Source organism: Klebsiella pneumoniae (assembly GCF_000742135.1).
GTDB classification, from domain to species: Bacteria; Pseudomonadota; Gammaproteobacteria; order Enterobacterales; family Enterobacteriaceae; genus Klebsiella; species Klebsiella pneumoniae.
Map to the genome: position 1 here is coordinate 125,914 of NZ_KN046818.1, position 21,861 is coordinate 147,774.

Below are 21,861 nucleotides of genomic sequence, written 5' to 3' on the forward strand. Positions count from 1 at the left end.
CTCACCCTTTGAGGGTGAGGGACAAGGGCACTACTTCACTAACTGTTTGGTCATCTCCAGCAGCTGGCGAACATCGGCCGGGCGGGTGTTACCGCTGGCTTTATCGATAATCGAGCTGTAAATATGCGGGATGATTTTGCTTACCCCGGCATCGAGGGCGATTTTCAGGATCTCGCTGTAGTTTTCCAGATCGATACCGCCGGTCGGCTCGAGCCAGAAATCGTGCGCGGCGCAGGCTTTGGCGACGGCTTCAAACTCGGCGCGGTGCTTCAGGCCGCCCATCGGGAAGTATTTGATGGAGCTGCCGCCCATGTCTTTCAGCAGCGCGATGGCGGTTTCCAGCGGCACAATGCCATCCGCCGCGCCGCTGCTCAGCGGGCCGGTGGAGATCTTCACCATTCCCGGCGTACCGGTGGGAGAGACCAGGCCGTTGACCACCGTCTCGTTCTGCCCGAGCAGCGCGCGGCTGGTAGCCACGCCGGTGAAGACCTGGTTGACGTGCTGCGGCTGCACCTGGCGAGAAATCTCGCTCACCATCGCCGACTGGTTTGGATCGCCTGCCCCCAGCCCGACGGAGAGCGCATTATCGATCAGCTTCGCGTAGTCGCGCATATCGGCCACCGCGCTGGCGACGTCCGGATAGTTTTTGGAGAGCACGCCGACCAGGACGTGACCTTCCGCCGCGTCGTAAATTTCACGGGCGTTGTCTTTGCTGCCCGCCAGGACGTTCAGGCACACGCGGTCACGGTAAAAGTTTGGGGTCAGTTTCATGCTTGTTTCTCCTTATTCAGAACTTCTGCGATGCGGCGAGCGACCACCTCCAGCTGCTGGGCGTTTACGCTGCGGACATCGGCTTCGATAATGCCTTCATTCGCTTTATAGCCGCGGAAGTAGATGGCGTATTCGCCCTGCTTCAGCGCGTTAACCAGATCGCCGGTCTTCACGCCGGTCGTGACTTCATCAAATTTAATTTCGGCGCGGGCGATATCGCGGCCCGCGCTGTCCCACACCACCCGCGCGGTCACGCCGTTGAGAGTATTGAGCTGTTCGATAAACGGCGTCATCTTGTCCACCATCTGCTGACCGCTCTCTTTGCTCGCCGTCAGGTAGTGTTCAATGGCGCAGGTCAGGCCGAGAATGCCCTCTTTACCCACTTTCATCGCCCGGCCAATGCCCATCGACTGGCGCTTAACCCACTCGACGTACTGCGTTTTGCCGATCACCAGCCCGCTGGTCGGCCCTTCAATCGCTTTCGCGCCGCTGTAGATAACCAGGTCGGCGCCCATGCGGTAGTAGCACTGCAGATCTTCTTCCGCCGCCGCATCGACGATCAGCGGCAAGTTATGCTGGCGCGCCACTTCCGCGGCCTGCGCGACGTTGAGCATGCTTTTCTGCACGCAGTGGTGGGATTTGATGTACAGAATCGCCGCGGTGCGCGGAGTGATCGCAGCCGCCAGCTGCTGGGCAGAACATTCGTTGGCGTAGCCCGCTTCCACCAGCTTACCGCCGCCCAACGCCACCATGGTGCCAACCGGCGCGCCGAAGTTGACGTTGTGGCCCTTCGGCAACACGATTTCGTTATTTTCAATCGGCGTAACGTGCAGGTTCTCCAGCAGCCAGTCGCTGTCTTTCACCAGCACCGCCGCTACCGACTGGGCAATCCCCGCCGACGCGCAGGAGACAACGGTCGCCCCTTCCACATCCAACAGTTTGGCGATGTACTCGCCGGTTTTATTCACCAGGTCTTTCATTTCAAAGTACTGGTTCATACCGGCCATCGCGGCTTCAACCACTTCCGGGCGCGGTGTGGAAACGCCCAGCGCCGTCATCCGGCCAGAAGTATTAATCACCTGTTTTAAATGGTATTTCTCAAAAATCGAAGGCATGTCCCGCGCTCCCTTGTTCGGTCAGATAGCCTTTGCCCGCGCGGATCGCGGCCAGCGGCACCAGAATGTTGTCAGCCTGCAGGCTCTCTTTTTCGGCATCCACCAGCAGCGTGGGCCGGTGCTCCAGGCGAAATAGCGTTAAATCGGCGTCGAAGCCCACTTCCAGCCGCCCTTTACGCGACAGGCGCAGCCCTTCGGCGGCGCTGACGGTCACGCAGTCAATCACCTGCGGCAGCGTCATGCCGATGGCGAGGAATTTCGACATCACCAGCGCCAGCGAGCGCACTGGGCCGTCGATCCGGTTGCGGCAGTAAATATCGGAGCTAATGGTGTGCGGCAGAATGCCCAGCGCAATCGCCCGCCGCGCCACCTCAAAGCTGAAGCTGGCGGTGCCATGGCCGACATCGAGACGCACGCCGCGCTGCAGAGCGCGAGTAATAGAGCTGCGCAGCTCGCCGGCAGGATTCAGAATGCGGTTCGGCTTGCCGTTATAGCAGTGGGTAATGATGTCGCCGCTGCTCAGCAGATCGGCGATTTCATCGAGGTTCGGCGGGTTATTGCCGATGTGCACCATCAGCGGCAGATCGTCGTTTTCCTGCTGAATGGCCTTGGCGCGCGCCAGCGGCGTAATGCCGTTTTCGCCCACCACGCTGCTGCTCATCCGCGCCTTCAGGCCGACGATAAAGTCGGGATGACGCTGCACCGCCTGCTTCACCGCGGCGGCGTCGATATTGGCCATATTGGCCAGCTCATTCTGCGCAATCAGCCCGACGCGGGAGATGTTGAGCAGCGCATAAACTTCCGTCGCCGCTTTACGGGTCAGTTGATAGAAGTCATCGACGTCGTCGGCGCCGGTGCTGCCGGCATCGATCACGGTGGTGACGCCGGTGGCGATGCCGACGCTATCCGGCTCATCGTGATAAATCGGTGAATTCGGGTAGCAGTGAACGTGAGAGTCAATCCAGCCAGCGCTGACGTAAACCTTGCCGTTCAGCTCAATGGTTTTACGGGAGGGCGCGCTAATCTCGCCCAGCGCCGCGATTTTCCCGTCCTGAATGGCGATATCAGTCAGGGTATCGTCGACGAGGCGCGCGCGGCGCAGGAGTAAATCAAACATAGCTATCTCCTGATGAAAAGAGTGTACGGATGGCGGCGTACCGCCTTATCCGGCCTACAAACCGCGCTGGCTTGTAGGCCCGATAAGCGCAGCGCCATCGGGCGCTTAGCTAATCGCCACCGGGAAGATGGAACCGAGGATCATCGCCCCGAGGATGGCGCCGCCGGTGATCGGTTTCTGCCAGATGTAGAACAGCAGTGCGCCAACCAGCGAGCCAATCCCGATAGGAATCGAGGCGGTCATTGCGCTGAGGATGATCAAGGGACCGAGGAAGCGGCCGGAGGCGTTACCGGCCCCCATCATCACGTCGGCGCCGTAGGTGGAATCGCTCTGGTTGATGGTGAACTTACGCGCCAGAATGATGATGTAGCCCACCGCCAGGCCGAGGACCAGGCCGGTGACCAGCGACGCGGCGAAGTTCGCCACCGGGAAGACAAAGCCCGCGCCGAGCAGCAGCGCCGGCACGCCAAGACCGATACCGGTCTGTATCGCGCCGCCGATATCGAGGATCCCTACCAGCGACCCTTCGATGATGCGGGCGAACAGGAAGCTGGCGCCAAACGCCGCCACCGCGCCGTAAACGCCGGTATCAATCCCCGACTTCAGCATCGCCACGAAGGCCACTTCGTTAAAGGCGCCGATGCCGTACAGGTAGTACATGTGGGTCCCGGCGAAGACGCCGGAGGAGAGCAGGCCAACAAAGATCGGGAACGACCAGTCGGCATACCAAAAACCTTTATTCTGTTCCATTATCCGGCTCCCGTTACTTGCCGCTGAGTGAGTTGTGGATCATGTCCAGCCAGTTCGGCACGGTCAGATGGAAGGATTCGATCATCTTCATGTCGAAGCCGCGGAAGAAGCCGCTGAGGACAAACAGCGCGACGATGGCCACCATCATCACTTTAGTCACCCGGTTCCAGCCGCTCTCTTCGACGCCTTTACCGATCAGGATCCCCAGCACCAGACCCGGTACGGCGTTACCCATAATCAGCTGCGCGGCGCCGCCGAAAATCGTCGCCCAGAAGCCTGATTTTTTACCGGCATCGATCGCCGCCAGCCAGAAGATCACCGGCATCACGGTGTTCACCAGCAGGTTTGCCGCCGGCACCAGCACCTTAACGGCGGTGACCTGCAGCGCTTCCGGTACGGACGAGGCGGTCAGGTTGAGGAAGGCGACGACGATCATGCCGATGATGCCGCAGGAGATGGCCATTTTTTTCGGATCGTGCAGCGTTTCGCCGACGTTACGATTTTTCAGCATCAGCGCCGCCGCGCCCCAGTTGGGGATAATGCGGTGGTCAACATCCTGGGTGAAGGAGCCTGCTGCAACGGAAGAGGCCCAGGCGTTAAAGAAGAAGCCAAGGCCAAAGGAGAAGTGGGAGGCCGGATCGCCCTCACAGGAATTCAGCTCGCCCAGGGTTCGAAACGCCCCCATCCCCTGCGTGGTGGGGGCATGAAACATGCGTGCCGCTCCGGCGCCCACGCCGACGCCGACCAGGCCGCCGATGATAAGCGATTTTATTAAAATTATCAGGAACATAGTCAGACCTTATGCTAACAATCAGGTTTGCGTGACGAAATCCACTTTATCGAGATCGATGGCGGTCACGTTGACGGTGACGTCCAGCTCCACGCTGTAGGTCCGTCGTTCACGGCGCAAAAAGAAGAACAGAAACGCCTCTTTTCGTACCGCTTCGCGCGCATGAACAACCGTCACGTCCTGTGGCTCAATACGCAGTAGGATGCGCGAGGATGATTTCATCACCGCAGCCTGCACATGGTTCAGGGCATCGGCGAAGGCCCGTGATTTGCTTTCGCCTTTGCCGGCAACCCTCACCGTGGTGGTGAATTGCTCTTTCATACTTATGCGCCGTATTTCTTTTTCCAGGCTTCTACCAGCCGCTCGCCCAGCTCTTCTTTATCCATAAAGCCGAAGCCCAGCACGTTGCAGCCTTCGTTGATAGCGGTGACGCCCTCATCAATAGAGCGCATGCCATATTTTGCTTTGTAGCCGTATTTGGTCTGGGCGGTGATGGCGCCAGCGCCGCCGCTGCCGCAGAAGGAGATGCCGAAGGTGGCGTTTTCCGCTTTCATTATGTCGCCAAGCTTCATGTCGGCCGCAACGCCAGGGACGACCACAGCACGTGCGCCCGCTTTTTCAGCGCCTGCGGCGACTTTTTGGCCTTTACCCAGACGGTCGCCAATGACTACGGTGATTTGTTCCATGTTTTGCTCCTTACAGGTTATCTTTCGCGACTTCGAAGTGGACGGAGAGCAGCCAGGCCTCTTCATCAGGCAGGTTGCCGAACTGTGCGACCACTTCGCGGGCCAGCATCATTGAATCTTCAGAAATTTCTTCGAACAGACTGGCATCCACTTCCGGTAGCGGTTCGCCGCTGATTGACCGGTGGGCCATGGCCCGCACGTGGGAAGTCAGCATTTGCTCCTGAACGTCGTTAGGGACGATGTCGTGACGGCTTAACAGGGCGAATACCTGCTGTAACATCTTGTCAGCCAGGCGTTCGGTCTGCGCCGCCTGCTCCCCTACGTCGTTTATTACCGCTCCGTTATTCACTTGTGTTACCCCGCTGATGTCTCTGGAAATCAAGGTAGCGCCGGGGGTCAGGAGTTTGTAGCGAGTTGTTTTCCACTTCGAAGTGGAAAGGGAGGCGGCAGGGGTGATCGACCCCACATATTCACAGGGAAAAGGTAAAAACGACGGCTATGGCGTGAGATGTATCACAACAATGAGCATGGACAAGGCGCCCGCGGCAGCGGAAAGGCCGGAAAAAGAGAGTGGAAAAATGTGATATCAGTAGGCTTTCAGGTGGGAGGCATCGGCTGATGCCTCCCGAAAAGAACGGTTAGCGGTACTTCTTATGATAGGTGTTGCGGGTGGTTTTAAACTCCTCCGCGGCGGCCTGCGCCTCTTTCACCTTGCCTTCGTTCGCCAGCTTCAGCGCACCGTCGATCTGGCCGATCAGAATATCCAGACCGTGACGGTAATCTTTCATCTCAGCGCTGTCGGCCGCTTTGCCTTCCAGCTTCGGCGGGATCTCTTTCTGAGCATCGACCGCGGCGGTACGCATCTTATTCAGCGCCGCTTTCAGCTCGCCGGCGTCGGAGGTCTTCTGTACCACTTGCAGGTTTTCTGCCAGAGTGTCCATGTCTTCGCCCAGGTCGGCGAAGGCCGACGCTGAACCGAGCGCAAAAGCAGAGACAGCCAGCATCGCTAACAGTTTTTTACGCATTGCTCACTTCCTTTTTATTATTTAAGCAAACAGGTGTTATTGCCCGGCGATTTTCATCTCCGGCAGCAGCACAGAACCGCACTGAATGTTGCTGCGCGTTTCAATATCATCGCCAATGGTCACGATATTACGCCACATTTCTTTCAGATTTCCTGCAATGGTGATCTCACTGACAGGATATTGAATTTCGCCGTTTTCTACCCAGAAGCCGGATGCGCCGCGTGAGTAGTCGCCGGTGACGCCACTGACACCCTGCCCCATCAGTTCGGTAACCACAAGACCGGTGCCCATCTCTTTAAGCATCTTTGCAAAACTCAGGCCGCGGCCGTTAATGCGCCAGTTGTGGATGCCCCCGGCGTGGCCGGTGCTTTTCATCCCCAGCTTGCGCGCTGAGTAATTGGTCAGCAGCCACTGGGTCAGCACGCCGTCTTTGACGATATCGCGACGTTCGGTGCGCACGCCTTCGCTGTCGAACGGCGTGGAGGCCAGCCCTTTCAGCAGGTGCGGATGCTCTTCAATGGTCAGCCACTCCGGCAAAATTTGTTTGCCCAGCGAATCGAGCAGGAAGGTCAATTTACGGTAGACCGCGCCGCCGGCAATCGCTCCGACCAGGTGACCAAACAACCCGGTCGCCACTTCGTTGGCGAAAATGACCGGCGCCTTCATGGTCGACAGCTTACGCGGCGCCAGGCGCGACAGGGTGCGGCGGGCGCACTCTTCCCCGACCCATTCCGGGGACTGCAGATCCTCGATCGCCCGGCCAATGGTGTAGGCGTAGTCGCGCTCCATATCGCCGTCATCTTCCGCAATGACGCAGCTGGAGAGGGAGTGGCGAGTCGAGCAGTAGCTCTGCAGCATGCCATGGCTGTTGCCGAACACTTTAATGCCGTAGTGGCTGTTAAAGCTGCCGCCTTCGGTGTTGGTGATGCGTTTATCGGCCTTCAGGGCCGCTTGCTCCGCGCGGGCGGCCAGTTCGATGGCGTCGTCCGGGGAGACCTCCGCCGGGTGGAACAGGTCCAGATCCGGGGCGTCAAAGGCCAGCAGATCTTTATCGGCTACGCCGGCAAACGGGTCCGGGGAGGTATAGCGGGCGATATCCAGCGCCGCCTGCACGGTGCGGGCGATAGCGTCCGGGCTAAGATCGGTGGAGGAGGCGCTGCCCTTGCGGTTCTGATGGTAAACCGTGATGCCTAATGCCCCATCGCTGTTGAATTCTACATTCTCCACTTCGCCATAGCGGGTGCTGACGCCGATGCCCGTGGTTTTGCTGACGGAAACTTCCGCACCATCAGATTTACCTGCCGCCAGTTCCAGTGCCGTGGTAACGGCTTCTTCCAGCGTCTTACGCTGCTGTGCAACTTGAGAGATGACTTTCATTGCTAATGCCATAATGTAAGAAGGAGTTAACTGAAGTCTAACAGAGAACCGTTTTTCAGTGCGCGCCTTAACTGGTAACATTAGCCTCTTTTTTTAAGGAGCCTGAGATGACAAAGCAGCCCGAAGACTGGCTCGACGACGTGCCCGGTGATGACGTTGAAGATGAAGATGATGAAATCATCTGGGTCAGTAAGAGTGAAATTAAGCGCGACGCGGAAGAACTGAAGCGTCTTGGCGCGGAACTCGTTGACCTGGGGAAAAACGCGCTGGATAAAATTCCGCTGGATACCGACCTGCGCGACGCCATCGAACTCGCCCAGCGAATCAAAAAAGAGGGTCGCCGCCGCCAGCTGCAGCTTATCGGCAAGATGCTGCGCAACCGCGATGTCGATCCGATTCGTCAGGCGCTGGACAAGCTGAAAAACCGTCACAACCAGCAGGTTGCGCTGTTCCACAAGCTGGAGCAGATCCGCGACCGACTGATTGACGACGGGGATGACGCCGTCGCTGAAGTGCTGAACCTGTGGCCAGATGCTGACCGTCAGCAGCTGCGTTCGCTGATCCGCAATGCGAAGAAAGAGAAAGAAGGCAACAAGCCGCCGAAATCGGCGCGCCTGATCTTCCAGTATCTGCGTGAACTGGCGGAAAACGAAGGCTAAGTCCCCCTGTTTTTGCCCGCAATAGTCTCCCGGATGGCGGCGCGCTGCGCCTTATCCGGGCTACGGTTCCCTATATCAAACGGTTACTCAACACCGTAGGCCCGCGCAAGCGCAGCGCCGCCGGGCAAGCTGTACCAGACTCCGTTCCCGTCATTGTGCCGGATGGCGGCTACGCCTTATCCGGCCTACAGAGCCCTGTATATCAAACGGTTACTCACACCGTAGGCCCGCGCAAGCGCAGCGCCGCCGGGCAAGCTGTACCAGACTCCGTTCCCGTCGTTGTGCCGGATGGCGGCTACGCCTTATCCGGCCTACCGTCACCCCAGCTCTAAGGCTTGCGCCAGCAGGGGGATTCCCGTCGCATCGCCTGAGTCCCCTCATCCGCACAACGATGCGTTTGTTTATAGCCTGACTTATCAAGCTGAATCGTTAAATCTGAAAACAATATAGATCACATATCCTGGTGATAAATACGTATTACTTAGCAAAATAATACGACTTCCATCCCATTTAGCCTTAGCAAATCGGCCATTTTCTCACCAGGTGAGGCGCTTCACATTTTAATCACCCCCATGCCGGTAGATTTCACACGTCAATGACACAATCGATTCAGCAAAAAGGGAATAAAAATGAAAAAGACATTGGTTCTGACGACGATCGCCCTGCTGGTTTCCGGCTCGGCCGTGGCAAAAACATGGGTGCTGACGAACGCTGAAGAGGGGATAGATAAAGGAAACTGGCAGATCAACAGCGATCAGCTGAAGGTGAAAGATCATGCGTTCAGCATTGAGCAGAAAGCCCTGCACGGCGGTAAGCAGGAAGGCAGCAAAATCCTTACCATTCACAGTAAAGACGGCCTGACCATTACCTTGAGCCCGACACGCGGCATGAACTTACTGCGTATTGAGGGTTTCGGCAGCCGGATGGGCTGGGATTCGCCGGTTAAAGAGGTCGTCAACCCGGCGTTTATCAATCTGGAAAGCCGCAATGGCCTCGGCTGGCTGGAAGGATTCAACGAGATGATGGTCCGCTGCGGCTATGAATGGACCGGCCATCCGGTGACCGCGGACGGGCAAATTTATACCCTACACGGCAAGGCGGGCAACACGCCGGCCTCTCTGGTGGAGGTGGAGGTGGCCGACAGCGCGCCGTATGAAATCCGCATCCGCGGGCTGGTGAAAGAGAGCACCTTTAAAAAAGCCGATCTGCAGACCCTGACCGAACTGCGCTACGTCCCGGGCAGCAACAGCTTCAGCTTACATGACGTCTTAACCAACCATGCCGACTATCCGCATGATTATCAGATCATCTACCACAGCAACTTCGGCACCCCGATCCTCGAAGAAGGCGCGCGTTTCCTCGCCCCGATATCCAGCATCAGCCCGTTCAATGATTACGCGAAGAGCGGGTTAAAAACCTGGCAAACTTATCAGGGACCGACCAAAGATTTTGACGAGATGGTATTTAATATTCAGCCCCTGGCCGATGAAAATCACCAGACCCTGGCCGCGGTGGTCAACAAAGCGGGCGATAAAGGGGCCTCTATTCAATTTGATACCCGTCAGCTGCCGGTCCTGACGCTGTGGAAAAACACCGATACCGTCAAGCAGGGCTACGTCACCGGTATCGAGCCGGGGACCAGCTACGCCTATCCGGTGACCATTGAACGCGAGCAAAAACGCGTGAAGCAGCTGCAGCCGGGCGCCAGCGCGCAGTTTGATCTAACCTACACCCTGCTGCACGATAGCGCCCAGGTAGCCGCCGTTGAGCAGAAAATCGCGCAGATTCAGGGCGATAACAAAGTCGCGGAGAACGAGACGCCGATCGCCAAAGAGTAACAGCGCCGCCAGTCGAATGCCCGGAGCGGTACGCCGAGCCGGGCTACTCCCGCCCCATCACCTCGTGCCCGAGATCCCGGGCAAACTGCTGATACTGCCGCTCACCGATCGGCTGTGGATAGCTGAGCACCAGCAGCTCATGATCCGCAATGCCCTGATGATAGGTCGGATGACGATGCGCCCAGGGATTAGCATGGAACCCCATCGACTGATAAAAGCGCAGCCGTTTATGGGCGATGGCCGTGGTTAGCGGATCGATTTCCAGAATGGTCAGCGGGGCGCGCGTCAGGATCGGCGCCAGCAGCTGTTTACCATAGCCGCGGGAGCGCAGCGTGTCGTCGATCGCCAGATGTTCGATATAACCGTAGCCGGCAAACTGCCAGCAGCCGCTGAGGCCGACAAAGACGCCTTCATCGAACCATGCTTCCAGCGCGTAGCGCGGGTGGCTCAGCGCCTGACGTTTGGCCTCGCTTTCGCGCTGCTCGTGCCACGGAAAGGCGCGCGCGTAAAGCGCGTCCAGCATGGCGAAATGGGGCGAGTCGGTAGAACGTACGCTTTCGCAGGTCAGCATCACACAATTCCTGGTAGCTAAAATAAAACTGCCCTCACGCGGAGGGCAGTGACCGGAGGCGTACGCGCTTATTCAGCCGCGGCCGCTTTTTGCGCCAGCTTATCCAGCAGCTTCTGATGAATACCGCCGAAGCCGCCGTTGCTCATCACCAGGATATGGTCGCCCGGGTGGGCGGTTTTGACCACCATCTCCGCCAGGGTATCGACGTCGGCGCTCCAGTGGGCCGGCTGGACGCAGGCTTCCGCCACTTCCGCCACCTGCCACGGAATATGCTGCGGCTGCAGGAGGAACACTTCATCGGCGCGGCCGAGAGACGGCGCCAGATCGTCCTTGCAGACGCCCATTTTCATGGTGTTAGAGCGCGGCTCCAGCACGGCGAGAATGCGCGCGGTACCGCCTACTTTACCGCGCAGCGCCTGCAGCGTGGCGAGGATTGCCGTCGGATGATGGGCGAAATCGTCATACACGGTGACGCCGTTGGCTTCGCCCCGCAGCTCCAGGCGACGGCGGGCGTTGATAAAGCTGCCCAGCGCGTTCGCGGCATCCGCCGGCAGCACGCCGACGTGACGCGCCGCGGCAATCGCCATCAGGCCGTTATGCATATTATGCTCGCCGACCAGCGCCCACTTCACTTCGCCGACCTTTTCGCCGTCGAGTAAGACTTCCCACTGCGAGGCGTCGGCGTTCAGTTTTTTCGCCTGCCAGTGGCCCTGCTCGCCCACCAGCTCCTGCTCGCTCCAGCAGCCCATCGCCATCACCTGCTTCAGGTTGATGTCGTTCTCCGGCAGGATAATTTTGCCTTTGCCCGGCACGATGCGCACCAGATGGTGGAACTGTTTCTGAATCGCCTTCAGGTCATCAAAGATGTCCACGTGGTCGAACTCAAGGTTGTTGAGGATCAGCGTCCGCGGGCAGTAGTGAACAAACTTGGAGCGCTTGTCGAAGAAGGCGCAGTCATATTCGTCGGCTTCAATGACGAAGAACGGGCTGTCGCCCAGGCGCGCGGAGACGTCGAAATTGCCCGGAACGCCGCCAATCACGAACCCCGGTTTATAGCCGCAGGCTTCAAGGATCCAGGTCGCCATGCCGGCAGTGGTGGTTTTGCCGTGGGTCCCGGCGACGGCCAGCACCCAGCGATCGCGCAGCACGAAGTCGTGCAGCCACTGCGGGCCGGACATATAGGGAATATTATTTTCCAGCACCGCTTCAACGCACGGGTTGCCGCGAGTCATGGCGTTACCGATGATCACCAGGTCCGGCCGGGGCTCCAGCTGGCTGGGGTCATAGCCCTGAATTAAATCAATCCCCTGGTTTTCCAGCAGGGTGCTCATCGGCGGATAGACGTTAGCATCCGACCCCGTTACCTCATGACCGAGGGAGCGCGCCAGCATGGCCAGCCCCCCCATAAACGTGCCACAGATTCCTAAAATATGAATGCGCATTCGTCATTTCCTTTTCTTATCCGGGGCACATTTTACCCATATCCCGGGCCCTGGCGAAATGCATTTCAGGCGAATCTGTATTTTGCTGGCGCGATTCACCTGTGCGCACTTTTTTGATTCTTTGTTAAGATTGTTGCGTTCGTTTTACTCAACATAAAAATGCAGGGAACGAGTTATGAAAACGTTAGGTGAGTTTATTGTTGAAAAGCAGCACGAGTTCTCCCACGCCACCGGTGAGCTGACTGCTTTGTTGTCAGCAATAAAGTTGGGCGCCAAGATCATCCACCGCGATATCAACAAGGCCGGTCTGGTCGATATCCTGGGTGCCAGCGGTGCTGAAAACGTTCAGGGCGAGGTTCAGCAAAAACTCGATCTGTTCGCTAATGAAAAATTAAAAGCCGCACTGCGAGCACGCGATATTGTTGCCGGGATCGCCTCTGAAGAAGAAGATGAGATTGTCGTCTTCGAAGGGTGTGAACACGCCAAATACGTGGTGCTGATGGACCCTCTGGATGGCTCCTCTAACATCGACGTTAACGTCTCTGTCGGTACGATCTTCTCTATCTACCGTCGCGTGACGCCTGTCGGCACGCCGGTGACAGAAGAAGACTTCCTGCAGCCGGGCAACAAGCAGGTGGCCGCGGGCTATGTGGTCTACGGATCGTCGACGATGCTGGTGTATACCACCGGCTGCGGCGTTCACGCCTTCACCTACGACCCGTCCCTTGGCGTCTTCTGTCTATGCCAGGAGCGCATGCGCTTCCCGGAGAAGGGCAATACCTACTCCATCAACGAAGGCAACTACATCAAATTCCCGCAGGGCGTGAAGAAGTACATTAAGTACTGTCAGGAAGAGGACAAAGCGACTCAGCGTCCTTATACCTCACGCTATATCGGCTCGCTGGTGGCGGACTTCCACCGCAACCTGCTGAAAGGCGGCATCTATCTCTATCCGAGCACCGCCAGCCACCCGGAAGGCAAGCTGCGCCTGCTGTATGAATGCAACCCGATGGCCTTCCTCGCCGAACAGGCGGGCGGTAAGGCCAGCGACGGTAAAGAGCGTATTCTGGATATTATCCCGGAAAGCCTGCATCAGCGTCGCTCCTTCTTCGTCGGCAACAACCACATGGTAGAAGACGTCGAGAACTTTATTAAAGCGTTCCCGGACGCCTAAGCGCCCTGCCCGCTCCTCCCGCGCCTGCGGGAGGAGCATTTCTTAGCGACTCCCCGCCCCGCTCACCCGCGTCACCGCCGCATTTTGCCGATTTTCCCACAGCACGGTCAGACCACGCTGCAGCGCGATAAAGATAAACAGCAAAATGCCGATGGCAATTTTCGTCCACCATGAGCTGAGGGTGCCGTCGAAGTTGATGTAGGTCTGAATCAGCCCCTGGATCGCCACCCCGAATAGCGTTCCCAGCACGGTACCGACGCCACCGCTTAGCAGCGTACCGCCGATCACCACCGAGGCAATCGCATCCAGCTCGACACCGACGCCCGCCAGCGCATAGCCCGCCTGGGTATAAATGGAAAAGACGATCCCGGCCAGCGTCGCCAGTCCGGTGGAGAGCATATAGATACGGATCGTGGCGCTGCGAGTCGAAATCCCCATCAGATTCGCCGACATGGCGTTGCCGCCGATGGCATACACCTGGTTGCCAAAGCGGGTGCGATGGGCGACAAAAATACCGGCCACCACCACCAGCAGCATCAGCAGTCCCATGGCGCTGAGACGACCGCCGCCGGGAATGGTCCATGCCAGCCCGGACAGGGTGTCGTACACTGGGTGGTTAATCGGAATCGACTCCTCTGACACCAGATAGCTCACGCCGCGCAGGAAGAACATGCCGGCGAGGGTAATGATAAAGGCCGGGATCTTCAGGGCGTCAATCAGCAGCCCCATAAACGCGCCGAAGGCGCAGCCCATCACCAGCACCAGCGGAAAGGCCACCAGCGGCGAGATTCCCCAAAAGCCAATTGCTTTGGCGAGGAAGACGCCGGTAAAGGCGATCACCGACCCCACCGACAGATCGATCCCGCCGGAGAGGATCACGAAGGTCATGCCCACGGCGATGATCCCGAGGAAGGCATTATCCGTCAGGATATTGCAGATCACCCGCGTTGAGGCAAAACCGGGGAACTGGGTCAGGCAGTAGAGGTAGCCCAGCACAAACACCGCAAGGGTGATCATCAATGGTAAATTACGTTTTATCATGGCCGCGTACCCCTTTCAGTAAACCGATAAAGCGCGGCGACTGGACAATCAGTACGCACAGCACCACCACCGCTTTCACCACCTGGTTGAGCTCCGGCGGGAAGCCGGAGAGCAAAATCCCGGTGTTCATTCCCTGGATAATCAGCGCCCCCACCACCGAGAGCAGCAGGTTAAAGCGCCCACCCATCAGCGAGGCGCCGCCGATGACCACCGCCAGAATGGCGTCCAGCTCAAGCCATAGCCCGGCGTTATTGGCATCCGCGCCGCGAATGTCCGCCGCCACGATGATCCCGGCGATCGCCGCGCAGACGCCGCTCAGGACATAGGCCAGCATCACCACGATGCGGGTATTGACGCCGGCGTTTTTCGCCGCGCGGATGTTGATCCCTACCGCCTCAATAAACATGCCCAGCGCCGTTTTACGGGTAAACAGCCAGAACAGCAGCAGCGTAGCGGCGGCGACGATCACCGGTGTCGGAAACAGCAGAAACGATCCGCTGCCGAGCCACGCCAGGGCCGGGGAATCAAAGGTGACGATCTGCCCGGCGGTGATCAACTGCGCCACCCCGCGCCCGGCCACCATCAGGATCAGCGTTGCCACAAAGGGCTGGATCTTAAGGACCGCCACGAGGATGCCGTTCCACAATCCGGCCAGCGCGCCCGCGGCCAGCGCGGCCAACAGCACCACCGGCAGGCTGTGCCCGGCGACGGTCATCGAGGCGGCCGTCGCGCCAGCAATCGCCATCACCGCCCCTACCGACAGGTCGATGCCGCCGGTGGCGATCACCAGCGTCATGCCAATCGCCAGCAGCGCCACCGGCGCGGCGCGGTTGAGAATATCGATCGGGCTGCCAAACAGGCGGCCATCCTGGAGCACCACCAGATAAAAATGGGGCGCCACCAGGCTGTCTACCAGCAGAACCAGCAGCAGGGCAATAATCTGCGGGGTGCCCTTCGGCCAGGTGAAGCGTCGCTTCTCCGGGCCGGTTTGCGAAAGAGATCGAGGCATCATGGGTTACTCCTTATGCCGCAATAGCGTTCATGATCGCCGGAACAGAGAGCTCGGCGAGCGGGATCTCCGCTACCTGTCGGCGATCGCGCAGGATAATGACCCGATCGGCGTAACCCACCAGCTCCTCCAGTTCAGAAGAGATAACCAGCAGCGCCAGGCCATCGGCGCAGAGGGTTTCAATCAGGCGAATAATTTCCGCATGGGCGCCGACGTCGATGCCGCGGGTCGGCTCATCGAGGATCAGGAACTGCGGTTTGGTCAGCAGCCAGCGGGAGAGCAGCACCTTCTGCTGGTTGCCGCCGGAGAGAAACTCGATCGGCTGCTCGGCGCTCGGGGTACGGATCCCCAGCTGGCGAATAAAGCGCTCGGCGATCTCATTCTGCTCCCGGCGGGGGATCGGCCGCAGCCAGCCGCGCTGCGCCTGCAGGGCGAGAACGATATTTTCCCGCACCGAGGCAGCGGCGATAATGCCGTCGGTTTTGCGATCCTCCGGACAGAAGCCGATCCCGAGGCAGGACGCCTGATGCGGGGAGCGCAAAGTCTGCGGTTTGCCTTTGATCCACGCCTTCCCGCTGTCCGCCGTTTTAATGCCGAAGATCACCTCGGCGGTTTCCGTGCGTCCGGAACCCAGCAGGCCGGCGAGGCCTACAATTTCGCCCGGTCGGACCTGCAGGTCGAACGGGGCGATGGTTCCTTTTTTACCGTAGCCTTCAAACGCCGCTACCGGTTTATCGCTCAGCAGGGTACGGCCCGCCCGCTGCAGGGCATTGTGGTCCAGTTCGCGACCCAGCATCATTTTCACCAGCTCAATCTGCGGCAGCTCGCGGGTCTCGCGGCAGCCCACAAATGTGCCGTTACGCAGCACGGTGATGCGGTCGCTGACCGCATAGACCTGGTCGAGAAAATGGGTGACGAAGATCAGGCTGACGCCGTTATCCCTGAGCTGGCGCATCAGGGTGAACAGCATCTCCACCTCCTGGGTATCGAGGCTGGCGGTGGGCTCGTCGAGAATCAGCACCTTGGCCGACAGGTCGATGGCCCGACAGATAGCGACGATCTGCTGCATCGCCACCGAAAAGCGGTTCAGCGGCTCGCGCACGTCGAGGGAAAAGCCGTAGGAGGCCATCAGCGCCGTCGCCCTGGCCTCCATCTCTTTACGTCGCAGCAGACCAAACCGCCGCGGCTCACGGCCGATGAACAGGTTATCCGCCACCGACATATTAGGCAGCAGGTTCACTTCCTGGTAGACGGTGCCGATCCCCAGCTGCTGGGCATGGGCGGTATTTTTGGGCGAAATAGCCTGGCCTTCCAGCCAGATAGTGCCGCGATCGGCATGGTAAACGCCGGTGAGCGCTTTGATCAGCGTCGATTTTCCGGCGCCGTTTTCGCCCAACAGGGCCATGATTTCGCCGCGCCGCAGGCTAAAGTTGACGTTATCCAGCGCCTTAACGCCGGGGAAGAATTTACTAAGTCCTTCGGTGCGAAGGATCTCCTGGTGTGCCTCGGCGCTCATAATCGATGTCACCTTCAAATGATGTCAGGTTACCCCGGGTCGCGCTGGGCTTCCCGGGGTTTCTGGAACGCTGCTTTTTACCCTCTCCCACCGGGGAGAGGGATGGAATGAGGGGCTCCCCACTCAGTAGCCCATATTTTTCTTCTTCTCTAACTCTTCTTTCGCCGTATCCGGCAGATACAGCGTCGATTTGGTAATGGTCAGCTTCTCCGGCAGGGTGCCGTCTTTTTTGTATTTCTCCAGCGCATCAAACGCCGGGCCGGCCATATTTGGCGTCAGCTCGACGCTGGCGTTGGCTTCACCAGCGATCATCGCTTTATAGATATCCGGCACGCCGTCGATGGAGCCGGTCAGAATATCTTTGCCCGGCTTCAGACCAGCTTCTTTAATGGCCTGGATGGCGCCGATGGCCATATCGTCGTTATGAGCGAACACCATGCAGATGTTTTTGCCGTTATTCTCAGCTTTGATAAAGCTCTCCATGACCTCTTTCCCTTTACTGCGGGTGAAGTCGCCGGACTGGGAGCGGATAATTTTGATATTCGACGCTTTGGCAATCGCGTCGGCGAAGCCTTTCTTACGATCGATGGCCACGCTGGCCCCAACGGTGCCCTGCAGTTCAACGACGTTACACGGCTTACCGTCGACGGTTTTCACCAGCCAGTCGCCAATCAGCTGGCCTTCCAGCACGTTGTTGGCGGTCACGGTGGTCATGTAGAGATCTTTATCTTTAACATCAATGGAACGGTCGAGGAGGAAAACCGGGATCTTGGCCTCTTTCGCCTCTTTCAGCACCGGTTCCCAGCCGGTGGCCACCACCGGCGCAATGAAGATCGCGTCGACCCCTTGAGCAATAAAGGAACGCACTGCTTTGATCTGGTTTTCCTGTTTTTGCTGACCATCAGCGATCTTCAGGGTGATACCGCGCTTGGCGGCCTCCTCTTTCGCGACGCTGGTTTCCGCCGCACGCCAGCCGGATTCAGAACCGACCTGCGAAAAACCTACGGTTAGCGGGGCAGCTATCGCCATAGACGACATAGCTGCGGAAACTGCTGTGACAAGAAGTAAGCGCTTCCACATAAGGGTATCCTCGTAGGGTTATTGTTGGTTAAAGTCTCACCTGCGGACAAACTATAGACAATCGGTGATGTAACTGAATGCGTTACATCACACTTCAAAAAAGTAAATGAGATGTTAATGTCGGCCCTACTGCCCAGCGGAGAGCCGATAAGGCTTCACAGGGAGCGCGGCTGTTGCGGTTTATGACGTTTTTTTAAGCAGTATGATAAATCAATCACATGCAATGAAAACGGTTACATAAATTTATTCATGATGTGGCTATGTTTATGGATTTTCATGTCATTATTACGCGAAAAATTCGGAGCACTCTGCGGCGATATCGGGAAAAAGAAGCGAAGACTTTCGATGTGAGTTGGCTATAATACCGAGCACTTGTTTGCCATACATTTTAAAGGAAACAGACATGAGCTTACTCAACGTACCTGCGGGCAAAGATCTGCCGGAAGACATCTACGTCGTGATCGAAATCCCGGCGAACGCAGATCCTATCAAATACGAAGTCAACAAAGAGAGCGGTGCACTGTTCGTTGACCGTTTCATGTCCACGGCAATGTTCTATCCGTGCAACTACGGCTACATCAACCACACCCTGTCCCTGGACGGCGACCCGGTTGACGTGCTGGTCCCGACTCCGTACCCGCTGCAGCCGGGCTCCGTGATCCGCTGCCGTCCGGTTGGCGTTCTGAAGATGACCGACGAATCTGGTGAAGATGCGAAACTGGTTGCCGTACCGCACACCAAGCTGAGCAAAGAATACGATCACATCAACGATGTGAACGATCTGCCGGAACTGCTGAAAGCCCAGATCACTCATTTCTTTGAGCACTACAAAGATCTGGAAAAAGGCAAGTGGGTTAAAGTCGACGGTTGGGACAACGCGGAAGCGGCGAAAGCCGAAATCGTTGCCTCTTTCGAGCGCGCTAAGCAGAAGTAATTCTGTCTCAGGCAGGGTCATCCCCTGCCTGATTGCGGCACGGATTGCCGCGATAACACCATGGAGGGTGTCCCGTGAAAAGCGTTCGCTATTTCACCCTTAACTTTTCTGGCTTCACGACCGCCGCCTGTGAAAAACAGGGGTATCTGCGTCTTATCGCCGGCGACCATGTCTTTTATACCGATAAACGCTATTTTAACGACCCCTCGCTTTTTGACCGCCTGACGATCAATCAGCCTCTGCACCTTGGCGTCCGCCGCCTGGACAACGGCAGTTACTGGATCCACTGGCTCAGCGATGGCGAAACGCTCCTTGAGCCCAGTCAACGGGTAAAGCGCTGGGCCCGGCCGCTGCTGATTATCAGCCTGCTGACGCTCATCGTCGCTCTTATCCCGCTCATGATGAGCACCTCAGAATGGGGAAGGTTCGGCTTCGGCATTATCGCGATAATGGCCTTCATCGCGTTGTTAACCGGCCTCTGCGAGCTACTGTTCCACCGGGCGCTAAAAATGCACCCCGCCATGCGCGATCTGTTGGCGAAGATGGCGCAGGCCCGCCGCCGCGACTTTTCCTTTTGCCAGCCGCTACCGACTACGGCGCAAACCCTCCGCCAGTCGGCGAAGCCTTTTACGCAAGCCCTGCCGGAACGCTATGCCGTCCGGACGGGAAAAATTAGCAATATCATTTTTAAGAAATGGTTCGCGGGGAACCCAACGCGGGAATACCATGGCGTTGGGATACAATGCGACACGGCGCCGCTGGCCTTCTTCTGGCAGAACGGCTTCGCCAACTTCGGCCTGCATCCCTTTTTTTACCGCCGTCAACCGCCCTTTCTCGCTATCGGCGATCGGATAGTCGTCGTCTACCAACGGAAAGATAACGACGTCCAGGCGTTATACAACGTCAGCGACGGGTGCGCTTTTCTGAAAAATCATCCCTGTTATCCCGGTGACCGGCAAATGTCGCTAGTCTATAACCTGTTTTATGGCATGGTGCTGGTGATGTACCTCCTCATACTCGGCATGTCGCTAAATAACCCATACAAACCAGCCGGGGGATTTGGGTGGTTAATTCAGGATTCACTGGACATGCTGTCCCTATTATTACTCAGTTTCGGCGGGATCCTGGCGGTACTGGAGCTGATTGGCCCGACGGCCTGGTTATTGTCACACCGGGTGGCTGACTGGATGAAGATGCGCTCGGCGATGCGGCACTACCTGCAGGGAGCGGCCCGCCATACCGCGCTCGAGGAGATCATGTAATGTTCAGTACCCCAACACGACGATTATTATTCCTCGCGCTGACGACGCTGGCTTCCGCGATGTGGCTGGCGAAGGATCATCTCCCGCTCTGGTAAGGAGTGGGTCGGCAACGCGTGATACGTAAAACACCATCATTTCATCAAGGAAGGAACCTTGTGAAACAGACCCATTATTTCACCGTGAATTTTACCGGCTTCACCACTGCCGCCTCGGAAGAGCAAAGCTATTTACGCCTCATTGCAGGCGAGCATGCCTTTTATACCGATAAACGCCATTTTAAAGACCCCTCGCTTTTTGACCGTCTGAGGCTCGGCCAGCCGCTACATATCGGCACTTGCCGCCTAAAGGATGGCAGTTACTGGATCCACTGGTTAAGCGATGGCCACATTTTGCTCGAACCTTCCCGGCAGCCGCTGAGTATTAAAAAGCTTCTTCGACCTGTCGGCTTGGTCTTTTTTGTTTGCTTGATCATTCTCGCTTGTGCTCCATGGTTGGATATTTTTTTATTATTATGTTTTATCACAATGTTGGTGAATCCCTTCGGCATCTTCTCTTTTTGCTCTTGCAATTTCTCACTCAGGTTACGTGTTCTCAATGCGAAAATGCAGCGAACGAAGCAAGGCGATATTTCATTCTGTCAGCGTCTGGAAATTCTACCCGCTACTTCTGAAAGGCATCCACCATCGGCCAACAACGAGATAGCGCTGCCAAAAGAATTTGCGCTTGAAGAAGGCGTGATTCTGAATAGTTATTATCAAATATGGTTCGCTACGAGGGTAAGGCCTTATTTTATCAAAGAAGGCGCCTGTTTTCAGCTGGCGACTCGTCACTCGTTTTTTTCAGCGCGCTTGACCTGGCTGAGCGATGCCCTGAATAATCGTTGTCGCCCGCCATTTCTTGCCGATGGGGACTGGGTTATCGCCGCACGCCGGCATGGATACGATGATCTTCAGGCGTTATACAATGTCAGTGATGGCAGTGTTTATTTAAAAAATAGCCCCTTTCATCCCGGCAATCAGCAGATGGCATCAATTTATAAAATCGCGTACGGCCTCGTACTCATAGTGATGTTTTTTACGCTCACCATCAAACTGCACGACCCCATGCTTAATCTGGGCAGTTGGCCATTTTATCGTGAAATGCTTACCAGGCTGACAGGCACCCTGCTCCCGATTAACCTGCTGTTAATAGTGATGGAGTTTGTCCGTATGATTGCCCATCCCCTGTCACGTCGGGTGGCCGGTAGAGTGAAGGTACATCAGGCCATATTACGTTATGCCAGACGTCAGGGCGCCAGAATGACGCCATGGGAACTGAAGTAATAAAAAACAACGCCACCCGAAGGTGGCGCTGTCGTGGTTAATACTGGTCGCGATCCAACCAGTTGCCGTTCGCTATCAACGTACAACCCTCAACGGAACGTTGATAGACATACATCCATGCGCTGCCGTAAGGCGTCTGAATCAGGTGGCGCGCATACTCGCCCCCCTTGGTGCGCAGCGCATCCAGTTCGGCCAGCGTCGATGCATCAATACGATAAACTTCACCATGTACTGTGCCTTCGCCGGGCACCGCGCCTGGATAGTGGCCCAGGCTGTACAGCTGATAATCGTCGACACTATGAGCGCCCAGCCACTGGGCGTTGGTCATCCAGTGGCTGTTGCCTTGTTTGCGTCGTAAACTGCCGTAAACAAATATTCGCAT

The 21,861-nt window shown here is 57.4% G+C and carries 25 protein-coding genes; 7 read left to right on the forward strand and 18 right to left on the reverse strand.

The window, feature by feature from the left end:
* Window positions 1-30: 30 nt before the first annotated feature.
* From dagF to DR88_RS24235, 8 genes are all read right to left on the reverse strand, one after another.
* Window positions 31-771, reverse strand: a complete 741-nt coding sequence (gene dagF / locus DR88_RS24270; protein WP_002886899.1) for a 2-dehydro-3-deoxy-phosphogluconate aldolase — start codon at window positions 769-771, stop codon at window positions 31-33.
* On the reverse strand, window positions 768-1,886 hold the full coding sequence (locus tag DR88_RS24265) for a DgaE family pyridoxal phosphate-dependent ammonia lyase (RefSeq protein ID WP_032443772.1): 1,119 nt from the start codon (window positions 1,884-1,886) through the stop codon (window positions 768-770). The genes dagF and DR88_RS24265 overlap by 4 nt, the downstream gene beginning before the upstream one ends.
* The gene (locus DR88_RS24260; RefSeq protein ID WP_004146771.1) at window positions 1,870-3,003 is read right to left on the reverse strand and encodes an amidohydrolase/deacetylase family metallohydrolase; all 1,134 of its coding nucleotides are present in this window, start codon (window positions 3,001-3,003) and stop codon (window positions 1,870-1,872) included. The genes DR88_RS24265 and DR88_RS24260 overlap by 17 nt, the downstream gene beginning before the upstream one ends.
* A 105-nt stretch (window positions 3,004-3,108) precedes the next feature.
* Window positions 3,109-3,753, reverse strand: a complete 645-nt coding sequence (locus DR88_RS24255) for a DUF4310 family protein (RefSeq protein ID WP_004152267.1) — start codon at window positions 3,751-3,753, stop codon at window positions 3,109-3,111.
* A 13-nt stretch (window positions 3,754-3,766) separates the two neighbouring features.
* Complete coding sequence (locus tag DR88_RS24250) at window positions 3,767-4,543, reverse strand: DUF4311 domain-containing protein (protein ID WP_002886897.1); 777 nt, start codon at window positions 4,541-4,543, stop codon at window positions 3,767-3,769.
* 21 nt (window positions 4,544-4,564) lie between these two features.
* Window positions 4,565-4,864: a DUF4312 family protein gene (locus DR88_RS24245; protein WP_002886896.1), complete on the reverse strand. Its 300-nt coding sequence runs from the start codon at window positions 4,862-4,864 to the stop codon at window positions 4,565-4,567.
* A 2-nt stretch (window positions 4,865-4,866) separates the two neighbouring features.
* Window positions 4,867-5,229, reverse strand: a complete 363-nt coding sequence (locus DR88_RS24240; RefSeq protein ID WP_002886895.1) for an SFCGS family glycine-rich protein — start codon at window positions 5,227-5,229, stop codon at window positions 4,867-4,869.
* Window positions 5,230-5,239: 10 nt separating this feature from the next.
* On the reverse strand, window positions 5,240-5,578 hold the full coding sequence (locus DR88_RS24235; RefSeq protein WP_002886894.1) for a PRD domain-containing protein: 339 nt from the start codon (window positions 5,576-5,578) through the stop codon (window positions 5,240-5,242).
* Between the two features lie 103 nt (window positions 5,579-5,681).
* Here DR88_RS24235 and DR88_RS30215 point away from each other — a divergent pair, with 103 nt between their 5' ends.
* Window positions 5,682-5,813 (forward strand): hypothetical protein, encoded by a 132-nt coding sequence (locus tag DR88_RS30215; protein ID WP_004146765.1) that lies wholly within the window; start codon window positions 5,682-5,684, stop codon window positions 5,811-5,813.
* 54 nt (window positions 5,814-5,867) lie between these two features.
* Here DR88_RS30215 and cybC read toward each other — a convergent pair whose 3' ends face one another.
* Together cybC and pmbA are read right to left on the reverse strand one after the other, a co-directional pair.
* Window positions 5,868-6,254 carry a cytochrome b562 gene (cybC, locus tag DR88_RS24230; protein WP_025861377.1) on the reverse strand — a complete coding sequence of 129 codons (387 nt, stop codon included), beginning with the start codon at window positions 6,252-6,254 and terminating at the stop codon, window positions 5,868-5,870.
* Window positions 6,255-6,290: 36 nt separating this feature from the next.
* Window positions 6,291-7,643 carry a metalloprotease PmbA gene (pmbA, locus tag DR88_RS24225; RefSeq protein ID WP_032443773.1) on the reverse strand — a complete coding sequence of 451 codons (1,353 nt, stop codon included), beginning with the start codon at window positions 7,641-7,643 and terminating at the stop codon, window positions 6,291-6,293.
* A 95-nt stretch (window positions 7,644-7,738) separates the two neighbouring features.
* Between pmbA and yjgA the strand changes: the two genes are divergently transcribed.
* On the forward strand, window positions 7,739-8,290 hold the full coding sequence (gene yjgA / locus DR88_RS24220; protein ID WP_004177664.1) for a ribosome biogenesis factor YjgA: 552 nt from the start codon (window positions 7,739-7,741) through the stop codon (window positions 8,288-8,290).
* A 328-nt stretch (window positions 8,291-8,618) separates the two neighbouring features.
* Here yjgA and DR88_RS30220 read toward each other — a convergent pair whose 3' ends face one another.
* The gene (locus DR88_RS30220) at window positions 8,619-8,735 is read right to left on the reverse strand and encodes a hypothetical protein (protein WP_032409181.1); all 117 of its coding nucleotides are present in this window, start codon (window positions 8,733-8,735) and stop codon (window positions 8,619-8,621) included.
* Between the two features lie 184 nt (window positions 8,736-8,919).
* On the opposite strand from DR88_RS30220, the gene DR88_RS24215 reads away from it, so the two are divergent.
* On the forward strand, window positions 8,920-10,128 hold the full coding sequence (locus DR88_RS24215; RefSeq protein ID WP_004146761.1) for an aldose 1-epimerase family protein: 1,209 nt from the start codon (window positions 8,920-8,922) through the stop codon (window positions 10,126-10,128).
* 43 nt (window positions 10,129-10,171) lie between these two features.
* Here DR88_RS24215 and DR88_RS24210 read toward each other — a convergent pair whose 3' ends face one another.
* Entirely contained in the window at window positions 10,172-10,699 is a 528-nt protein-coding gene (locus DR88_RS24210) for a GNAT family N-acetyltransferase (RefSeq protein WP_025861380.1), read from the reverse strand.
* 68 nt (window positions 10,700-10,767) lie between these two features.
* Complete coding sequence (gene mpl / locus DR88_RS24205) at window positions 10,768-12,141, reverse strand: UDP-N-acetylmuramate:L-alanyl-gamma-D-glutamyl-meso-diaminopimelate ligase (protein WP_004146760.1); 1,374 nt, start codon at window positions 12,139-12,141, stop codon at window positions 10,768-10,770.
* A gap of 175 nt (window positions 12,142-12,316) precedes the next feature.
* Between mpl and fbp the strand changes: the two genes are divergently transcribed.
* A complete protein-coding gene (gene fbp / locus DR88_RS24200) occupies window positions 12,317-13,315 on the forward strand; it encodes a class 1 fructose-bisphosphatase (RefSeq protein WP_002886827.1) in 999 nt (332 codons plus the stop codon).
* Window positions 13,316-13,357: 42 nt separating this feature from the next.
* Here the strand turns inward: fbp and yjfF are convergent, their stop codons facing one another.
* The 4 genes from yjfF to ytfQ all read right to left on the reverse strand — a co-directional run bounded on the left by yjfF (window position 13,358) and on the right by ytfQ (window position 17,961).
* The gene (gene yjfF, locus DR88_RS24195; protein WP_004178367.1) at window positions 13,358-14,356 is read right to left on the reverse strand and encodes a galactofuranose ABC transporter, permease protein YjfF; all 999 of its coding nucleotides are present in this window, start codon (window positions 14,354-14,356) and stop codon (window positions 13,358-13,360) included.
* Window positions 14,343-15,368 carry a galactofuranose ABC transporter, ATP-binding protein YtfT gene (ytfT, locus tag DR88_RS24190; RefSeq protein ID WP_004146758.1) on the reverse strand — a complete coding sequence of 342 codons (1,026 nt, stop codon included), beginning with the start codon at window positions 15,366-15,368 and terminating at the stop codon, window positions 14,343-14,345. Before ytfT ends, yjfF begins: the two co-directional genes overlap by 14 nt.
* Window positions 15,369-15,378: 10 nt before the next feature.
* Window positions 15,379-16,881: a galactofuranose ABC transporter, ATP-binding protein YtfR gene (ytfR, locus tag DR88_RS24185; RefSeq protein ID WP_004177669.1), complete on the reverse strand. Its 1,503-nt coding sequence runs from the start codon at window positions 16,879-16,881 to the stop codon at window positions 15,379-15,381.
* Window positions 16,882-17,004: 123 nt separating this feature from the next.
* Entirely contained in the window at window positions 17,005-17,961 is a 957-nt protein-coding gene (gene ytfQ / locus DR88_RS24180; RefSeq protein ID WP_002886769.1) for a galactofuranose ABC transporter, galactofuranose-binding protein YtfQ, read from the reverse strand.
* Window positions 17,962-18,364: 403 nt separating this feature from the next.
* On the opposite strand from ytfQ, the gene ppa reads away from it, so the two are divergent.
* From ppa to DR88_RS24165, 3 genes are all read left to right on the forward strand, one after another.
* The gene (ppa, locus tag DR88_RS24175) at window positions 18,365-18,895 is read left to right on the forward strand and encodes an inorganic diphosphatase (protein WP_025861382.1); all 531 of its coding nucleotides are present in this window, start codon (window positions 18,365-18,367) and stop codon (window positions 18,893-18,895) included.
* 74 nt (window positions 18,896-18,969) lie between these two features.
* The gene (locus tag DR88_RS24170) at window positions 18,970-20,157 is read left to right on the forward strand and encodes a hypothetical protein (RefSeq protein WP_004146754.1); all 1,188 of its coding nucleotides are present in this window, start codon (window positions 18,970-18,972) and stop codon (window positions 20,155-20,157) included.
* Between the two features lie 155 nt (window positions 20,158-20,312).
* Window positions 20,313-21,479 (forward strand): hypothetical protein, encoded by a 1,167-nt coding sequence (locus DR88_RS24165; RefSeq protein WP_002886725.1) that lies wholly within the window; start codon window positions 20,313-20,315, stop codon window positions 21,477-21,479.
* 37 nt (window positions 21,480-21,516) lie between these two features.
* Here the strand turns inward: DR88_RS24165 and DR88_RS24160 are convergent, their stop codons facing one another.
* Window positions 21,517-21,861, reverse strand: coding sequence for a gamma-glutamylcyclotransferase family protein (locus DR88_RS24160; RefSeq protein ID WP_002886724.1), 345 nt, complete (start codon window positions 21,859-21,861; stop codon window positions 21,517-21,519).